The organism is Aliikangiella coralliicola (genome assembly GCF_007004725.1).
GTDB lineage: Bacteria > Pseudomonadota > Gammaproteobacteria > Enterobacterales > Kangiellaceae > Aliikangiella > Aliikangiella coralliicola.
Genome location: NZ_ML660167.1, coordinates 328,944 through 348,705 on the forward strand (window position 1 = coordinate 328,944; position 19,762 = coordinate 348,705).

Here is a 19,762-nt window from a genome sequence, read left to right on the forward strand (position 1 = left end):
GGACCTGATGATGCAAGTACCGACAGATAAAAGTAAAGAAAAAAATATAGTTGAAATACCCGAGAGAACGGAAGAGTCAGCAGAAATGGCCGCTGATATCCTTATCCAACAGCTGAAAGAACGAGGAATTTCTCTCTCGCTCAAGGGAGAAAAATTGTTAATACGCGGCGCTAGCGGCAGCTTGGATAACGAAATAAAAGCTCAGGTGCGGCGATTAAAAAGCAATTTAATCACTCGGTTAAAACAAACAGAACATCCTGCCTCTTTTGCACAACAACGGCTATGGCTTGCCGATGCTTTGTCAATGGAAGGTTCAAGCTATCATCTGCCCGAATTGCTTCGACTTCAAGGTGAGCTAAATGTTGATGGGATTGAGCGAGCGTTTCAAACATTGGTCAGTCGCCATGAAATTTTGCGCACCAACTTTATCGAAAGAGACGGCGAATTACAGCAAATTGTTCACGAGGAAAGCGCATTTTCTATCAGCAAGATACCCGTTGAAGCAACTGAGTCTGAAGTCGGAGTATCAGAGCTAAGTAGTCAAATTAAACAACAAATTAAACAAGCTGTATTAAAAGAATTAGAGCGCCCTTTCGACTTAACAAAAGATCAACTTTTGAGAGTTAACTTGTACCAGTGTTCATCGGACGAACATTGGCTGTTTATCAACCTGCATCATATTATTGCAGACGGATGGTCAGTGGGGATCCTCATTCGCGAGTTTGTGACCTTGTACCGACTTTATAGCCACCGGCAAACTCACGGAAAAAATAGCGAGCAAACCGTTACCGAACTCTCTCCTTTAAAAATTCAGTATGCCGACTATGCCCGTTGGCAACAAGCACGCATGCGCGGCGATAAGCTTGATCAACAATTGAATTACTGGAAACAAAAGCTACACAACTATGAACCTTTGAATTTACCGACTAACTTTAGCCGCCCGCCGCTGCAAAGTACCCGAGGCGCGAGTTACCAATTTGAGCTTAGCAAGGATTTATCCGCCTCCATTCGGTCCATTTGTGATCGCTTCGATGCGACTTTGTTTATGGTCATGTTAAGTGCGTTTTACGTTCTTATACAGCGTTATTCAAACCAGAATGATATTGTGCTGGGTACTGCGATAGCCAACAGAAACAATCCTGACATTGAGCCATTAATCGGTTTATTTGTTAACGTACTAGTATTGCGACAAGACCTGAGTCATAACCCCAGTTTCGCCGAGTTAGTGCAAGAAGTAAAACAATCAACGCTCGATGATTACGAATTTCAGGATGCGCCTTTTGAGAAACTAGTCGAAGCTCTAAATGAAAAGCGAGACTCAAGTCGCAGCCCAATTTTTCAGGTCGCATTTACAGTGGAAAATACGCCGGATGCAAAGTTGCAGCTTGATAATCTGGAAATTACCACAGAACCTTTACCTTCTTCGACTTCAAAATTTGATCTAACACTGCATATTCACCAAAGCGCCGAAATCACGACCGAAGATGCTTCTCAGGAAAATTCAACTACTCGGAACATAATCGCTGGAGAGTTTGAATATTGCAGCGATTTATTTAGCGAAACGACAATTATCAACATGTCGGAAAGCTACCTATGTTTACTAGATGCCGTTGTTAAAAATTTTGATAGTGCGATTAGTCAGTTACCCGTGAGCACCGAATCACAAAGAAAAGAATTACTGGCACTCGGTAAAGGGCCACAACGAGATATACCCGACACAACGTTAGTTAGTCTGTTCGAACAACAAGTCGAAAAAACGCCAGATGCTATCGCGTTGCACGCACAACCTCATAATCCATTAGAGCTGTGGCCATCAATCTCAGAGTTTTTTGTCTACGATGATCTGCTTTATTTTGCGATGACGAACGACGAACTTCGCAATCAAAGTTATAAAGTTGCGATTAACCGACAGGTGCCGGGTAAAGTCGTATTAGAAATTGGCACTGGTCCGGATGTTATCCTAAGTCGTTTGGCAGTTGAAGCTGGTGCCAAACGAGTCTATGCCATAGAACTTCTCGAAGAAACTTATTTGAAAGCGAAAAACACTATCGAGAAACATAATCTCGGAGACAAGATTACTTTAATTCACGGCGATGCAACAAAAGTCGACTTACCGGAGAAAGTCGATGTCATTCTTTCAGAAATTGTTGGGGCTATCGGCGGGTCGGAAGGTTGTACCGTTATTCAAAATAATGCTCGGCGTTTTCTAAAAGAAGCCGGCGCAGTCATTCCCTCGCGCAGCCTCACGAAAATAACGCCGATTGCACTACCACAGGACTTTTTTGATAATCCTGGCTTTTCCGCGACTTCCGCCAACTATGTAGAAAAAATATTTGATAATATCGGTTATCGATTTGACTTAAGGCTTTGCGTTAAAAATATTTCTTACGCACACCTGGTTGCCAACGTCGAACCTTTTGAAGATTTGGATTTTACCGCTCATGCACCGGAAGAATATCGACATGACATCTTTTTTGAATTTCACAAAAATAGTGAAATCGACGGCTTTTTATTGTGGCTTAACTTAGAAACCATCACCGGCGAATGGATTGATGCGCTGGCTAACGAACATTGTTGGCTACCCGTTTATGTGCCAGCCTTTGAAGAAAAAGTAAAGGTGCAAGCTGGCGACACGATTTCAGCAACCGTTGAACGCACGCTTTGCGATAACCAGTTAAACCCTACTTTTGTACTTAGTGGTGAGCTACAAAGAACAATCGGCGACTCCGTTAGTTTTACCGTTGAATTAGCTCACTTCAGCAGAGCTTACCGTCAATCGGAATTCTATAAAAAGATTTTTGCTAACAATAAAACCAAACTAATCGATCGCGAAACTGACGGTTTTCTATCGCTTAGTTACCAGAATTTAAACCAACAGGCCAACCAATTAGCTCGAGCATTAAAAGAAAGCGAAGTTGGTAACGGTGACCTGGTGGCAATCTGTTTACGCAAATCAACTGAAATGATGGTTTCAACCATCGCGGTGTTAAAAACGGGGGCTGCGTACATCCCGATTGATCCTGATTACCCCGTGGAACGCATCCAGCATATACTGATCCATTCCAATGCAAAGTTATTAATCAGTGATAGATCGTTGGTAAAACTCACTGACGGGATTGATATTGATATCTTCGACCTGTTCACTGCTGCGACCGATATAGCAGAGTTCCAGCCCCATAACTTGCGAGAGCAACTTTCTGCCAAAGACCTGGCGTACGTTATTTATACTTCCGGGACAACAGGTTTGCCGAAAGGCGTTATGATCGAGCATCAGTCTTGTATCAATCTACAACAAGCTCAAATTGATAGTTTTGACATTAACTCACAAGACCGAGTACTGCAGTTCGCTCCGTTCGCCTTTGACGCTGCCGTGAGTGAATGGATGATGACTCTGTTCGCGGGAGCAACGCTAGTTATCCCCGGTCGCTCTACCGTTACCGATGTAGAAAAATTACAACAATTTATCGTTGAACAACAGATTTCCACAGCAACATTACCACCAGTGATGCTAAAGGTCATGGAAGCAGCTCGCATGCCGGACTTAACGAAAGTGATTTCAGCCGGCGAAGCTTGTCCACTTACTGTGGTTAAGCAATGGAGCCAAAACCGACACTTATATAACGCCTATGGACCAACAGAAAATACTGTTTGCTCTACCATTTACCAGTGTGATGACCAAGAATTGTTAGCACCGCCGATTGGTAAAGCCATCGATAATCATCATGCTTTTGTTTTAGATCAACAACTAAATCCGGTGCCGATAGGAATGCCTGGTGATCTCTATATGGCGGGCGCTGGTTTAGCGCGGGGTTACTTAAACGATGATGAACTAACTGAACGGAATTTTGTTGTTCCCTTTTGGACCAACCAGCGTTTATACAAAACTGGTGATCTGGCTCGCTTTGACGAGCAGAGAAATCTTCACTATATCGGACGTCTCGATAGTCAGGTGAAAATTCGGGGTTATCGAATTGAATTGGGCGAAATTGAGAGTAGCCTGCGCCGCTTGAGTACTGTTAGTGACGCAGTTGTTCTGGCAAGTACCAATCAACAGAAACATCGTCAATTGGTTGGTTTTGTGATCTCAAGCGACCAGCAACACAATGAGCAAGCTCTCAAAAACGAGCTTGCAAAATTACTACCCGAGTATATGGTTCCTTCAAAAATTTATTTTGAGAAAAAATTTCCGACGACACCAAACGGAAAAATTGATAGGAATCAGTTACTCAAGAATGTTACGCAATTAATCACAAATAATAACAATTACGTGGCACCAAGAAATAAAAAAGAAGCCATATTAGTCGCATTGTATGCCGAATTATTGCAAAGGGAAAAAGTCGGTGTGACAGACAAGTTTTTTGAACTCGGCGGTGACTCAATCTTGTCCATACAACTGGTGAGTCGAGCTAGACAAAAAGGCATTAATTTCCGAGTTAACGATGTGTTTAAACAACAAACGGCCGCTAACCTGGTGCAACTTAGTCAAGCAAAAACTAGCCCGGTTAAAACTCAGCAAGGTTTGCAACAAGGTAACGTATTGCTAACGCCAATCCAACAATGGTTCTTTCAGCAAAATTTTCCGGTGGAGAATCATTGGAATCAATCGGTCATGCTAAATGCCGCAAAGTCATTAAAAGTTGATCACATCAGTGCGGCTTTGCAGGATATTATTTTTCGCCACGATTCTCTTCGATTGCAATTCAACACACAATTAAAACTGGATACCGAAGAGCGGGATGATAAAACACAGTCTGTCAAACAAAGTTACCGCGAAACCAACCACTATTCTCCAGTTGTTGTTGACTTGACTCATTTAACGCAAAAACAGGAAGTTTCACTCGCGATTAATGAAATCTGTAATCAACATCAATCACGCATGAAAATTAACAATGCCGAAGTATTTAAGATGGTATTTTTCCAGACGCCAAATTTTTATCACAACAACAGAATGGCTTTGATTGCGCATCACCTGGTTGTTGACGCTTACTCATGGCGGATCCTGTTGGAAGATCTGAATCATGCATTAGCGCAACAGTTATCAAGAAAAGTCGCTTTACCGAAACCGAAAACATCATCCTATCAGTTTTATGCGCAATGTCTTCAGCAATATGCCAACGCGCCTGAGCGTAACGCAGATCTGCAATACTGGCAGCAGGCTATTCAGCAGATGAACCAGCTGCAGAAAACTTGCCCAATTAAAAACAATGTACAGAACTTAACTAAACTTGATTCACTTCGAGAGGATTTTACCGTTAAGCTTGATCAAACATTAAGTGACGCATTAATCAATTCCTGCCATCACGCCTATGGTACTGAAGTGGTCCATTTGCTACTGGCAGCGCTGCAGTTGAGCGTTAAAAACGAATGGGGAGCCGCCAAGTTCAGTGTCGCTCTTGAAGGACATGGACGAGATGATTTTGACCCTCAATTAGATATCACCAATACTGTCGGCTGGTTTACCTGTCACTTTCCTGTTGTGCTGGGTCCGGTACCACAGGATACGAATGAAGATGTCGTTGAAAACCTCTTGTTTGAGAGACTCATCAAAACAACCAAAGAACAAATTCGGCAGATTCCCGCGAAAGGCTTAAGCTATGGCGCGTTAAGATACCTTCACCAAAACGAAAAAGTACGACGTTTTCTCGCGCCGCACGAAGAACCGACAATTGCGTTTAACTATCTCGGGCAAGTGGAGTCTGGTCAGCTTTCAGACAACAAACCATTGATCGATTTAGCTGATGACGCCTGTGGAGATAATACGGATTCAAGCAATCCGCCAAGTCACTTACTGGACGTCAATATTGAGATAAAAAATGGCTGCGCTCAAGTGAGTTTCAGTTTTGATCAGCGTCAGTTAGATAAACTGGCTATGGAAAATCTTGCACGAAACTACTTAGCGCAGTTAACCAGCATTATCGAGCATTGCCTTGAAGTAAAACAAAGAAAATACACACCGTCAGATTTTGATCTAGTTAGCATCAATCAAACCCAAGTTAATTATTTGCAAGAGAAACACCTTCAATTACAAGATATCTGGCCTCTCACCAGTAGCCAGCAAGGACTATTATTTGGTTCACTGGCTTCCGGTGGCCAAGCTTATATTGAACAAATGGTGTTAGAAATCATCGGCGAGTTAGACCACAAAAAACTAGACCATGCCTGGCAACAGGTTCAAAAGGATAATCCCCAACTAACTGCAACGATAGAATTTATTGAGCAAGTTCCCTACTTCGTTTTGTGCGCAGACAAAACTTTATCACTGACTATTGACGACTGGCGTGATAAACCCGTTAGCCAACAAAACGCTGAAGCAATTCGACTCAGCGCGAATGCGATCCAGAAAGAAGGCTTTGACCTGACCAAAGAACCCTGCTGTAGATTAGATATCTTGAGGCTAGACACTCAGCGCAACGTCTTGATACTGACCGTTAACCACGTCTTGCTAGATGGTTGGTCTCATGCCAATCTGACCGCTCAACTGTTGAGAGCTTATCAGGGCCAATCGTCGTCAAAACAACATAGAGATACCCCTGAAAAATTTAAGCGCTATTTACAGTGGCTCCAACGACAAGATAAAACCAAGTCTTTGGAGTTCTGGTCAAATTATTTAAGCGATAGTGAAGACTACGCTCGACTAACAGAGCCAGTGTATGTAGATACTTTGGAGAAGGACGATACTCAATTAACGACTATTGAAAGTGAAAGTTTTATTTTGAGTGAAGAGCAATCTACATCGCTACAAGCGCTAATCAAACAACAGAAGGTGCTCCCTAATTCAGTATTTTTGTGTTTGTGGGCTATATTGCTGACACGTTATTGTCAGCGCAACCAGGTGGTTTTAGGTCGAACAGTTTCCGGCCGCCCATCGGAGGTTGAAGGCATTGAGCAAATGGTCGGTCTATTTGTTAACACCCTTCCACTTTGTCTAAGTTTTCAACCCGAAGAAGATTTTTGGAAAGTGGTTGCCAGATGCCAACAAGATGAGCTGGAGAGTTCGTCCCATCAACACCTTGCGGCCGGCGAAATACAAACAGCCCTTCAGCAAAATCAGGATAAACCTTTATTTGATAACATCATTGTGTTTGAGAATTACCCCGTCGATAAAGAACTGGATGATCTGAAAACCGTTGGGTTTGAGCAAGTCATTTCTCATCAAGTGCCCGGCGGCGAAACGCCTTATCCAGTGACTTTGCTTATCCAGTCTGAAGCGCCGCTTACAGTCGAGTTAATTTACGACAGTCGTCGCCTGCAGAAAAAACAAGTCGAGCTTCTCTTGCAAAATTTTAAACGAGTCATTGAGGCGCTACTCGATTATTACGAAAAAAGTAACCATGAAAAAAATAGCTATGAAAAAGCAGGCGATAACAAAGATGACTACAAAAACTCAGGCGCAATTGAAGTTGAGCAACTGCAAAACGCAATACTAAACCCTGAGGCGCTACACTTCAAAACTTTAAGATCTTCGCTTCTTACACCGCCATCGACAACAACAGAACATCGTATCAAAGTTGTATATCAGTCGATAGCGAATAATAAAAATGTCGAAATGGGAATCGATGATAATTTTTTCGACCTCGCAGGGAACTCCTTGTTGGCACTGCGCTTTTTACAGAAGTTAAATTTGGAATTTTCCGTTGAGCTTTCAATCAACGCTCTATTTCTATCGCCGACCATTCGTCAGTTAGCGGTGACAATTGATATGCTGCAAGAAGGTCAAAACGAGACCAACAGTCACGCAATGCTCAATAAAGATAATAACCAAACCAGGCAGACTAACCCAAGCGTCATTCCTTTGAAAACGGCAACAGGTGACCTGCCATTATTCGTGGTCGCCGGTGTCGGTGGCAGCACATTGTGCTATTACTCGTTTGTTCAGTCTTTGGCGCAGTCAACTTGTGTTTATGGTTTGCAACCACCGATACTGTCAGGCGTTGAAAATCATATTGAATTAAACAGTATTGAAGCTTATGCGAAACACTACATCGCCGCAATGCGAAGCATTCAACCAGAAGGTCCCTATCAAATCATGGGACATTCTTTTGGTAGTTTTATTGTTTATGAAATGGCTTGTCAACTTGAAGCTTTGGGTGAGTCGTTAGAACTCGTCGCGCTGCTTGACACACCGGCACCGAGTCGAGGATTAGTGACTGCATCGTTACTTTCAGTCGCTGAGTTGCAATTTCGTGGCATTGAAGTTTTGGCAGAGTTTGCTAACTATGATTTGGCAATCAGTAATGAGGAATTTATCCGTTTACCTGATATTGAACAGATGGCCCTAATCGATCAGATTTTTGCAAGCAGTGATGTTGGGCTGGAACGGTCTCAAGTTGAAAGCTTCTTACAGGTCTATGTCCAACAGTCAAGAATCGCATACGCGCCTGCGGCTCAACTTTGCAAGACTGAGTTACTGATTCTCAAGGCAGAATCGAGTGAAGAGTTTGATTCATCAAAACTGGGAGACGATTTGGGCTGGCAAAATTTGACTCAGCAATTAGTTTCCGTTGCAACAGTTTCGGGAGATCATTTATCAATGTTGCATATGCCGATGGTACATGAACTCACCAAGATTATCGGCGATAAACTAAGACGCAATTCAGTGGATTTAAATAAAAAACAACTTGAAGAGCGACATGATTGAGAGAACTCATTAACCGGTTAATTAATCGGCTAAAAAATGCTAGAGAAATAACAGCGCCATTGAGTTTAAGTGTAAAAAATCAGGAGAAAAAATGGAAAAGCCGGGAATAATTCACTTCTTTAAAGAAGAAAAAGCCCGAGTGTTATATGGACACATCGGCGTGATGGTTATTCTTACCGGAATAGCCAGCATCGCCCTACTCGGAATTATTAATGAGGTCGCTTTTAATCAAAGGGATGTGCGTGAAGATCTCATATTTTACGGGCTTGCGATGTTTATTTTTGCACTCGGCACGCGCTCCCTTAACATCAAGGTGACTCAGGTGGTGGAGCGTCAGTTACTGGCCATTCGATTACGAATATTAGACCGTATTCGTGCGGCCGATCTGAAGCAAGTTGAAGGTATCGGCAAAGAAGACATCAATATAGCCCTATCTCAGGATATTGCGTTGGTTTCTAATTCAGCCGACATGTTGATTTCCGCGATACAGCAGTCGATATTACTATTATTTTGTGTTTCTTATGTTGCCTGGTTGTCGCCGCTGGCATTTTTTATTGTCGTTGGCTCAATCATAATTACTTACTTATTAATTGCTAAGTTACAACAGATTCTACAGAAAAACTATCATCGCCTCGGTGACGAAGAAGGCAAACTTTATTCCCGTCTTGATCACTTAATTAATGGTTTTAAGGAAATCAAATTAAACCAGGCTAAAAGCGATGCGATTTATGCGGAATACCGGCAACATGTGGAGGAAACAGAGCGTCTGAAAGTAGAAAATCGCGTCAGCGCCTCCTGGGCCATTTTATCTTCACATTTGTTTATGTACACACTATTGGGCGCGATTGTTTTTGCGCTGCCGCTACTTGCCGATCCGAGCGGTGGTTTGGTTGGTAAACTGGTCGCCACCGTGCTATTTATTCTCACTCCCCTTCTACTCATACTCGAAGGCGTGCCAACAATAGAACGAGCGAACTCGTCTCTGGAAAGAATTTATCAATTGGAAAAACAGTTTAAACACGAAGAGACTTTATCACCAACAGCTAAAGACGATGTTTTTTCCAAACCAAAATTTAACCAGTTACAATTAGATAACGTCGTTTTTTGTTATAACGACAATTCACAATTTTCTGTTGGCCCGATCGACTTGGTAATCAACCGCGGCGAAATTTTATTTATCACAGGCGGTAACGGCAGCGGAAAATCAACCTTATTAAAACTACTTTGCGGCCTCTATCATCCGCAAAGCGGCACCATTCAATTAAACCAGATGGGTATCAGTCCTGTTAATCTTAACCAGCTAAAAGAACAGTTCGCGGTGATATTTACTGACTTTCATTTATTCGACAAATTTTATGGGCTTACTGATGTTGACGACAATAGAGTTCAACAATTGATCGATAAGATGGAACTAACCGGCAAAGTCAATTTTGTTGATGGTCGTTTTTCCACGTTGCAGTTATCCACCGGGCAACGTAAGCGATTGGCGCTGATTATGGCGCTTCTTGACGATCGCGATATTTATATTTTTGACGAATGGGCTGCCGATCAAGACGCTCACTTTAGACGTTATTTTTACGAAGAGATTTTGCCAGAATTAAAAGCTGCCGGAAAAGCAGTGATTGCAGTTACCCATGACGATCGCTATTGGTCTTATTGTGACAGATTGATCAAACTCGATTTAGGCCGTATTCAAGAGCAACACGATCACCGTAAAAAAACGAAAAGTAGTGCTCGAAAAACTGAGGCTGTGTCGGCGCAATAAACGATGAAAACAACCAGGCCTAATAGCTCACTTGACTTGATTCGGTTGTTCGCTGAACACCCCGTTGCACCCAATATGATGATGGTTATCATGATATTACTCGGCTTCTGGGGCTTGTCGCAAATCAATACGCAGCTCAACCCCAGTCAAACTTACAACAGCATTAATGTTTCGGTCGAATGGCCCGGCGCGAGCGCAGAAGACATCGAAAGGATGATAACGCGACCTATCGAATACCAACTGCGTCAGGTGAAAAATTTGCAAGAAATACGCTCCAGTACTCGCAATGGTATGGTTACCATCCAGCTTGACTTTGTTAATGGAAGTGACAACAGCGAATCTCTTGACGCAGTCAAACAAGGGCTCGCAGAAGTTCGTCATTTACCGGCAGACATGGAACCCGCTTCAATTCGACCTTATGTTCGCTATGAACGAGTTACCGACATTCTAGTGACAGGATCTGCAACTGTGTCTGAACTTGCACCGCTGGCACAATCCTTTGAGCGGGATTTACTGAGCCGCGGAGTCGACAAAGTTGAATTTATTTCTCTACCCCAATCGGAAATGGTTATCCAGGTCGGCAGTCAGACAATGCTCGATTTGAGAATGTCGCTGGTACAGATTTCGGCGCGTATCAAATCTGCCAGCACAGATGCACCTGCCGGTGCAGCGGGAAAAGGAGAAAGTGCTCGACAGTTGCGTAGCCTCGATGAGCGCAGAAATGTTGAAAGTTTTAACCGCCTGCCCATTCAAACCGGCGATAACCAGCAACTGGTTTTACTCGGAGATATTGCGCAAATAAACAATCAGTATCGCGACGACTCGGTAGCCACCAGCCAAAACTCCCGGCCCGCTATCTGGATGCGTGTATTACGCGCACCGGGAACCGATACACTAGAAGCGGCTGCTATCGTTCAACAATGGAAGACCGAGGCACAAAATAACCTTCCTTCTGGAATAGAGATCACAACATTTTTGGAAACCTGGAAATTTACCCAACAGCAAATTGACCTGGTGTTGGAGAACGGCGTTCTTGGTTTAGTGCTGGTCATGCTGACTTTATTTTTGTTTTTAAGTACTCGAGTTGCCTGGTGGGTAGCGCTCGGTATTCCACTATCGTTTCTGGCGGCGCTCACTTTATTTTATTTTTGCGGCGGTTCAATTAATGTTCTCAGTATGGTCGGTCTGGTCATGGCATTGGGTATTGTGGTCGATGACGCAATCGTCGTTGGCGAAAGGACTCAAACGCTGCTTGATCAGGGCGATAGTCCCGTACGCGCAGCAACTTTTGGCGCGAAGGGAATGTTTTCGCCAGTAATGGCTTCTTCGCTGACGACATTGGCAGCGTTCATTCCATTAATGATCGTCGATGGCGGCGCAATGCGTGAAGTGCCGATATTAATGGCGTGCATCATTGTCTTTTCGCTCGTGGAATGTTTCCTGGTTTTACCGGGACACTTGCGTAACAGTTTTAGCCGAAAACAATCAAAGCCCACTGCCGCCTATCGGCTTCAGGTAGAGCATTGGTTTAAACGGTTTCGTGAACACTATTTCCTTCCACTTCTGCGGCGGGCCTTAGCATTTCGATTTGCAACTCTATGTGTCGCGTTAGCCGCTTTTATATTTGCCCTGTCGTTATTAATTAGCGGCCATATCAAACCGGAATTGATCGTCTCTTTTGAACAGGACTACATCGAAGCTAATTTAAAGGTATCAAGCACTGCCAAGGCACACGAGGTAAACAAACTTATCAGCGATATTGAAAATGCAATGCTGCTCGCGGAACAAGATGTCGGCGATGAAATTATCCTCAGTCACGTGATTTCAAAAGGAATGGCGACAATTACACGTGAGAAAAAAAGAGGGCAAGCATACAATCAAGTTTTGGTTGAACTCACTTCTCCAGACAGTCGTGATGTCGACGTTAATCAATTTGCTGAAGCTTGGCGCAAACTACTTCCCAAGAGCCCCTTGATCGAATCCCTTCAGTTAAAAGTTGGCGATGATTTCAGCTCAGATATTTCAATCTATTTTCAAGGCAATGATCTCGCAAACTTAAAATCGGCAGCTGAAGCAGTCAAAAGTATTTTAGCCAGTTATCCCGGCGTGCGTGATGTTAATGACGACTTGCCTTACGGTAAAGAACAATGGATTTTTAGTCTTAATACACAAGGACGCGAGCTTGGGTTGACTGCCGCGGCAATTGGTCAACAAATTTACTCTGCTTATAACGGGGTGCGTATACAAATATTTAACCAGGGTGATCAAGAAATTGAAGTTCTGGTTAAATTACCCGAAGCCGAAATCACCAACTTATTTCAGCTAGGCCAGTTTCCAGTGAGAACTCAAAGCGGTGAAATGGTTACTCTCTCCAGCGTGGCAACAATTAGCAGTCAGCGTGGCCTTGAAGTGATCCAGCATCATAACGCCCAACTCGCAGTGAATATTGTGGCCAATGTCGACAACCGTGAAAACACACCGATGTCGATACTGTCTGATTTTGAAGAAAATGTCGTACCGAAAATAACTAAGGACTATCAGTTAAGTTATGGCTTGTCGGAAAATTCTCGCGCGGAACAACAAATTATTAACGATTTGCTGATGGGGGTGGTGATTGGCCTGGCGCTAATTTACGTAATCCTGTGCTGGAATTTTTCTTCTTATTTATGGCCTTTAGCAGTTATGTCAGCGATCCCTCTCGCGTTGACTGGCGCGCTATTTGGCTTGCAGTTATTTCAAGTAAATTTGGGCGTACTATCAACACTTGGTCTGTTCACACTGTCTGGGGTTATAGTCAATGACTCTATCATTCTGGTGAATGACTATAAAATTTATCGGGATCGAGGAATCGAAGTTAACACCGCGATCGAACAAGCAGTTAATGGAAGATTGCGACCGGTTATTTTAACGTCATTGACCACCAGTGTCGGGCTTTTGCCCATGTTGTTTGAATCCTCATTAATGGGGGCGTTCATGGCGCCGCTGGCAATCGTTATTTGCTTCGGTTTGATCTATGGCACCTTGTTAATTTTATTAGTGATCCCGGCATTACTATCGATGTTAGAAACAGTTAGTCTTCGGTGGTTGAATAAAAATAGTGAATATGGAGCTGCTGATAATAATTCAAATCGAAATGTTCCAGATCCAAATGCTCCAAATCAAAACACTCTCAACGAGAGTACACCAAAATCGCTACCATTACCGCAAAGTCGTTATGCTTTTGCACAGGATAAAGAGGAAGAATGCATTGAGTAAATCGACTTTCGTTAAAATGAAAAGCTTATTCGAGCGGCAAGTTTTCACGAAGTTAACACAACCAATCCCCATTGGTGTTGTTTTCTTGTTTATTGGTATAGTCGCCAGCTGGTTGTTGATCAGCTCTGGAACAGCGCAGACTCAAAAGCCAATCGAAGAGCCCGTCTGGCCAGTAGCAAGCATCAAAGCTGAATTGAGCAGTTTCTCTCCTTATGTGCCACTGTTTGGTCGAGTCGAAACACCATTGCACTCAACAATTTCTGCAATGTTACCGGCCAATATCGATAAAGTTCACGTCAAAGAAGGACAACTCGTTAAGGCCGGCGAACTCTTGATAAGTCTAAATACTGACGAGGCTTTGCTCGCATTACAACAAAAAGAAGCTGATCTTGCAGAGGCAAAGGCCAGGTTAGCCAAATTAAAAATTCAAACACAAGCCAATAAAAAAATTCTGACGCATCAAGAAAAACTAGCCGCATTAGAACAAGAGAAACTTTTACGAAAAGAAAAAATGCTGGCAACCAAAGCGATATCTGCAGAACAATTTGCAACCAGTCAATCTGAATCAAAAGCGCAGTTCATTTCCCTGGAACAACAAAGGGTTCTGGTTGCCAATTCAATTAATCAGCTTGATATTGCCAGGGCAAACATCAAGCGAGCCAGTGCACAACTTAACAAAGCACAACTGGACTTTTCTTACACGAAAATCAAAGCGCCTTATGATGCGGTGATTAGTAAAGTGATGGCGTCGGTTGGTGAAAGGACACAACCCGGTAATCAACTACTAACTTTGTTTGATCGATCTTCGCTCGAACTAAGGGCCAATATTCCCAATCAGTATCTTCAAGCAGTAAAATCTGTCCTTGAAAATAATGGGGCAATCACTGCTCACGTTGATTTTGGGGAAGCGATTATTCCATTGCAACTCAGGCGACTAACGGCTCAGGTGAAACAGGGTCGTTCAGGCGTTGATGGACTATTTTCGCTAGACATCAATAGTAACCAACTCGCACTTGGGCAAGTTGTTAAGTTAATTATGAAATTACCCGCGCGAGACAACATTATTTCGGTGCCGCCTGAAGCCGTTTACAACAATAATAAAATCTATGTGATCGAATCAAGTCGGTTAAAAGCAATGCCTGTTGATTGGGTGGGTGACAACTATGAAAATGGCGTGCATCGAATGCTGGTTTCGCCCGGTGCTTTATATCGAGAAAACTCAAGTTCTAAAAGTGAGTCAGGTAGAATTTTCGAAGTTGCTACCACTAAACTTCACCACGCCAAAACAGGTTTGAAAGTCAGTGTCATTAACGACAAACCGCTGATGGCTGATCGCTAACATTTGAGCGATAACAACTGGTCATTAAAGACTTTAGCAAACAATAAGTGAACCAATAAAAATAACGAATAAAAAGTTAAATTCAGGTACCCTAAGGAGCGTTCGTCATGACCCCTGAAATTGAACAAAAACTGGTAGAGCTGAAACATATCTATGGTCCCTACTCGGTCACACGAGTTGAAAGTATGTTGCTCAATGAACATACTATTGACCCACTTCAAAGAGAATCCAGACTAATACTGCCGGGACTCTCGACGACTCCCTGGTTATCGACGTCGCAATTTAAACCGCTACATCAACTTATTCAAACGCTGGAAAGCTCTAGTAGTGAAATAAAATCTGAGATCTGGAGCGCTATCGAATCTAACTCCGATTTATTGTTACCCTACGTTCATTACCTGGGAGAACAGGATGATTGGTCTGCCCTTTATCTTTATCGAAACGGCGAAAAAAATACCGCGGCAAAATCAATTTTACCAGCCAGCTACAACATTTTGGAGAACGAACTCGCAAACTGGTTGTGCCCTGTCTCGGAAATGCATTTTTCTATCTTAGCCCCTGGCGCCTCGATAAAACCCCATTGCGATCTCTGTAATTTTGCCATTAATTTGCATCTTGCGGTTGATATTCCAGAAAACTGTTCGATTACTGTTGCCCATGAAACTCGTCAATGGGAAGAAGGAAAATGTTTGCTCTTCGATTATTCATACCTGCACGAAGCCAGTAACGGTTCAGGGCAAAAGCGAATTTGTCTGTTAATGGATATCTGGCATCCTGACGTCTCCTACGCGGAAAGAGAAGCGCTCGTATTCGTCGTGAAGGAATTTTATAAAATGATGGATAATTAGTTCATTCTGTTGCCTGAAATCTATTCGCGTAAATTTGTCGCATCGTAAAAGGAGTTAATCGCGATTATTTTTCCACGCTCGATTTTCACCCAATCACAGCACTGCACCACACCATTGGGTGTTCCCATTTCAAACCAGATTGCGGATTCGCTGTCACTTGAGACAGTTCGTATGATCTTTAAAGAGGTCACATTCTTTTCGGCTAACGGCCGCACCCAGTCTAAATATTTTTCCCTACCTGAAACGGTACCAAAGGGACTTGAATGAACAAAGTCTGTTGCTAATGGAATATCATCAGGTTTACCCGCGTTCCAACCATCAATCCAGGCCCGCGCTAATTTCTCTGATTCTTGCATGATTGATACCTCCCCTTTTCGATTGTCTTAAAAATGACTTTCTTAAAAACGTTTAAAACGATAGGATTACGACTCAATATCCATCGCTTCAACAGCTTCTTTCGCTTCCTTTAAACCAACACCATGAATTGTACGATAATACTTTATTGCCTGGATTTTCTGTCCCTGTTTGAGTGCATCAATAACGTCTTGATCGGTTACATTTGATACCGGAGGACGTCCTGGTTTACCGACTTTAAACAGAAAAAAAACCACCAAAAACACACCAATTATCCACAAAAAATCAATATCCACTTTAACTCCCAAGGCTATTCTAAATACCGTTTTTACTGTTATGAAAATCAATAACTCTAGCGCATCAGTATAAACCCTGAATTATTTAACTGACAAGCCTGATAAGTTTTCATGATTGCTATTCATTTTATTGAGAGGATCGTTAATTGGGTTTTCGATATCAAATCCTCCCCGTCCCTCCTTTGTTAAAGGAAGGAGCAAAAGATCTTGAAAAAAACTATTGACTCAATTGTCTTTTATATCAAGTTAGCGTCAGAAATAATTTCAACTAACGCTGGGCCGTCGTAATTAAGCGCCTTAATAACGGCGTCATCAAGTTTATTTTTGTCGGTCACTTTTTCGCCATGGGCACCACAAAGTTTCGCATAGGAGGAAAAACTCGGGTTATGTAACGAAGTTTGCCAAACGGCCCATTCCGCTGCGCGCTGTTCTTTGGTAATTTTTCCAAGCTGTCCATTATTTAACAAAATATGAGTGATATTCATTTTATATTTTACTGCAGTGGTAAAATCAGCCAGGTACTGACCAAACCCGCCGTCACCACTCACAGAAACAATCGGGCGCGCTTTTAATTCCTGCAGGTCTTGAGTAGCTGCCCAGGCTCCCATGGCGGCAGGAAAAGAAAAACCAATTGAACCAAGATAACCGGACATCAGCACATTTTGATTCGCACATTCAAAATAACGGCCAAATGAATAGGTATTATTTCCTACATCTACTGCAATAATTGCGTTACCAGGAACTAAACGTGACAGGCTATCGAAAATTGACGCGGAGTTAATACCTTTGCCGCTGTCATCTTTCATTCGACTCGTTTTTTCCTCACGCCATATTTGCCATCGTTCGGCTAACTCTTTTCGCTGATCAACAGTCCCGATATTAATCTTAAGCTGTTGCTCAATCAGCGAGGCCGTGGTCGAAATCTCTCCCCAAACTGGTAAGGTGACGGGATGAAATTTCCCCAGTGCCATTTGATCAAAATCAACCTGAATAATCGGGCGTTTGTTGGTTATCCCTGTATGGTTTGAAAAAGAAGCACCGAACACCAAAATCAGGTCACACTCATTCATAAACCAACTGGCGACCGGCGTACCAGAGCGGCCTAGTACGCCAGCGGCGAGCGGATGAGAATCAGGCAGCTGACCTTTAGCTTTAAATGTCGTTAACACCGGAGCCTTGAGTTTTTCTGCTAAATGAACCACTTGATCCATAGAATACTTGGCACCATATCCGACAATAATAATCGGGCGCTTGTGCTTTTTGAGCATCTCAAGCACTTGGGAAATACTGTCCTTTGACGGTGTTATCGCCGTGTCGCCCAGTCGGCCCTTTGGTCCTCCGACAGATGCGTTTTCTCTAGCGCCTATGGTCTGAACGTCGTCAGGAAAAATCAAGTGGGCCGGCGTACGATTGACAATTGCATTTTTACAGGCCAGGTTCATAAGCTCCCCATGTTTAGAACTGTCGAGAACCGTTTGACTAAAGTCGGCAACTGATTCAAAAGCCGACGACAAATCAATTTCTTGAAACGCTCCCGGACCAAGAACTTGAGCGTCGATTTGTCCGGTTAAAGCCAACACAGGAGCACGATCAACTTTTGCATCCCAAAGACCGGTTAATAAATTAGTCGCGCCGGGACCGGCAATGGTCAAACACGCCGCCGGTTTTCCCGATGCCTTGGCATAACCGGAACACGCAAATGCGGCTGCACCTTCATGACGTACGCCAAAAAATGAAAGGTTACCTTTTACTTCCTGGTTTCTGAGAGCGTCTGCTAATCCAAGATTTGAATGACCAACCATACCAAACACACTTTTAACGCCCCAGTTAGTCATAGTTTCCGCCATCACATCAGAAATTGTTCGAGGTTTGGTCACTTCTTTTTTCAGACCGATATAAACCCCATTCTCTCGAACTTCAAGGGGGAAAATTTCCTGACCCGAGTCTTCGTGACCACCGGGCGGCTTGCCGGTAATCGGATCGAAATCCCAACCATGCCACGGACACCTTAACCAACACTCACCATTGGCTCCCTGTTCAATAGAGCCTTCTCCCAAAGGACCGCCCTGATGTGGGCAACGATTATCCATTGCGGTGTACTGCCCCTGAATATGAGTCAGCGCAAATGACTTGGTTCCTGCTGTCACCGTCTTGCATCGCCCTTCAGGTAAATCATCTAATTCTGCCACTTTGTGCCAGTCAAGATCCGGTTGTTTTTTACCCGTCATTATTACTCTCCCCTCTATCTCATCGAATTGCGCTTATGCAATGAACCAAGTTAATTTCAGCTGTTTTATTGCATCAGTTTTGCCCCGGATTTGACGACTTCTCGCATTATTTCAAGCAGGCTTTCAGCTGGCTCCTTTTGTTGACAAAGTATCGAGTAAGAAAGATACACGCCTTGCCAACCGTCTTCATTCCACTGCGCGCCTGACGGTAAACTAATGCGATTAAAATTTTCAGGCGTTGGGTACGCAGTGAAATAAAAATAAGGTTCCGGTGTTTGTTGGTCGCCTACTGAAAATCCAAAGTTCATCTGCTCATCTGCGTTTTCTTCGTCATCGGGATCTTGTTCTGGCACAAGACGACCGGAAAACCATAAAACAGCAAGATCGAAATGGTGGGGCCATAGTTGAACCGGGCTGGTTTCTCGTCGTTGCTCATTTTTGAATTGTTGAAATACGGCACCAATAGCGCCTAAGGCCTTAGCTAAGTTTACAGCATTATCGACGTCAAAATCTGGATGAGCTTGGTCGGTTATCTTTTCTGGGTTGCCAGATACTTCGATTTTTCTCACAAAAAGTAACCCCGATATTTCAACAAATAATGTGGATGCCGACTGTCCCGATAGAGGAACTGACTCAAGTAAGTCGTGCCACTGAACTATCACCCTTGAGTTAGCCAAATCTAGTATGATTTCAAAAATTTCACCTTTTTGATAAATTGGGCCGGTGGAGAACCCATTGGAAACCGGCAGTAAACTAACATGCCACCAGTGCTTTTGTTTTGGAACTAACTGAGCTCTGATAATACCAAGAACCTTTGCGTAGCTATGCAGCGCGTCGCGTGTGGCCGGCCATTTGTTATTTTGAAAATGGCTAAACTGGTAGAAAGACATCTAAAATTCCCTCGTGTTAATTTTCTCAATTTAAATCCTTGAATCAGCATGCTACTGACTGTCACTGATTATTAATAAGTTAGACCTACATCAGCAATTGAGCAAATTTTAGACATTCATTTTCAGAGGTTCATTCTCTTATGGTCGTC

The 19,762-nt window shown here is 43.2% G+C and carries 9 protein-coding genes; 5 read left to right on the plus strand and 4 right to left on the minus strand.

Features of this window, described 5'->3' with window-relative positions; translation table 11 throughout:
- Positions 1-7 precede the first annotated feature (7 nt).
- The 5 genes from FLL46_RS18845 (at position 8) to FLL46_RS18865 (ending at position 15,845) form a co-directional block, all read left to right on the plus strand.
- Complete coding sequence (locus tag FLL46_RS18845) at positions 8-8,638, plus strand: non-ribosomal peptide synthetase (RefSeq protein ID WP_142932891.1); 8,631 nt, start codon at positions 8-10, stop codon at positions 8,636-8,638.
- A gap of 91 nt (positions 8,639-8,729) precedes the next feature.
- A complete protein-coding gene (locus tag FLL46_RS18850) occupies positions 8,730-10,403 on the plus strand; it encodes a cyclic peptide export ABC transporter (RefSeq protein WP_142932892.1) in 1,674 nt (557 codons plus the stop codon).
- 3 nt (positions 10,404-10,406) lie between these two features.
- Positions 10,407-13,658 carry an efflux RND transporter permease subunit gene (locus tag FLL46_RS18855; protein WP_142932893.1) on the plus strand — a complete coding sequence of 1,084 codons (3,252 nt, stop codon included), beginning with the start codon at positions 10,407-10,409 and terminating at the stop codon, positions 13,656-13,658.
- Positions 13,651-14,997, plus strand: coding sequence for an efflux RND transporter periplasmic adaptor subunit (locus FLL46_RS18860; RefSeq protein ID WP_168204236.1), 1,347 nt, complete (start codon positions 13,651-13,653; stop codon positions 14,995-14,997). The genes FLL46_RS18855 and FLL46_RS18860 overlap by 8 nt, the downstream gene beginning before the upstream one ends.
- 107 nt (positions 14,998-15,104) lie before the next feature.
- Complete coding sequence (locus FLL46_RS18865) at positions 15,105-15,845, plus strand: aspartyl/asparaginyl beta-hydroxylase domain-containing protein (protein WP_142932895.1); 741 nt, start codon at positions 15,105-15,107, stop codon at positions 15,843-15,845.
- Positions 15,846-15,865: 20 nt separating this feature from the next.
- On the opposite strand, the gene FLL46_RS18870 is transcribed toward FLL46_RS18865, so the two are convergent.
- The 4 genes from FLL46_RS18870 to FLL46_RS18885 all read right to left on the minus strand — a co-directional run bounded on the left by FLL46_RS18870 (position 15,866) and on the right by FLL46_RS18885 (position 19,613).
- Positions 15,866-16,201 carry a nuclear transport factor 2 family protein gene (locus tag FLL46_RS18870; protein WP_142932896.1) on the minus strand — a complete coding sequence of 112 codons (336 nt, stop codon included), beginning with the start codon at positions 16,199-16,201 and terminating at the stop codon, positions 15,866-15,868.
- 66 nt (positions 16,202-16,267) lie between these two features.
- Positions 16,268-16,495 (minus strand): ribosomal protein L7/L12, encoded by a 228-nt coding sequence (locus FLL46_RS18875; RefSeq protein ID WP_210418758.1) that lies wholly within the window; start codon positions 16,493-16,495, stop codon positions 16,268-16,270.
- A gap of 236 nt (positions 16,496-16,731) precedes the next feature.
- Positions 16,732-18,723 carry a thiamine pyrophosphate-binding protein gene (locus tag FLL46_RS18880; RefSeq protein WP_142932897.1) on the minus strand — a complete coding sequence of 664 codons (1,992 nt, stop codon included), beginning with the start codon at positions 18,721-18,723 and terminating at the stop codon, positions 16,732-16,734.
- 65 nt (positions 18,724-18,788) lie between these two features.
- Positions 18,789-19,613 (minus strand): DUF5996 family protein, encoded by an 825-nt coding sequence (locus FLL46_RS18885; RefSeq protein WP_142932898.1) that lies wholly within the window; start codon positions 19,611-19,613, stop codon positions 18,789-18,791.
- Positions 19,614-19,762: the final 149 nt, after the last annotated feature.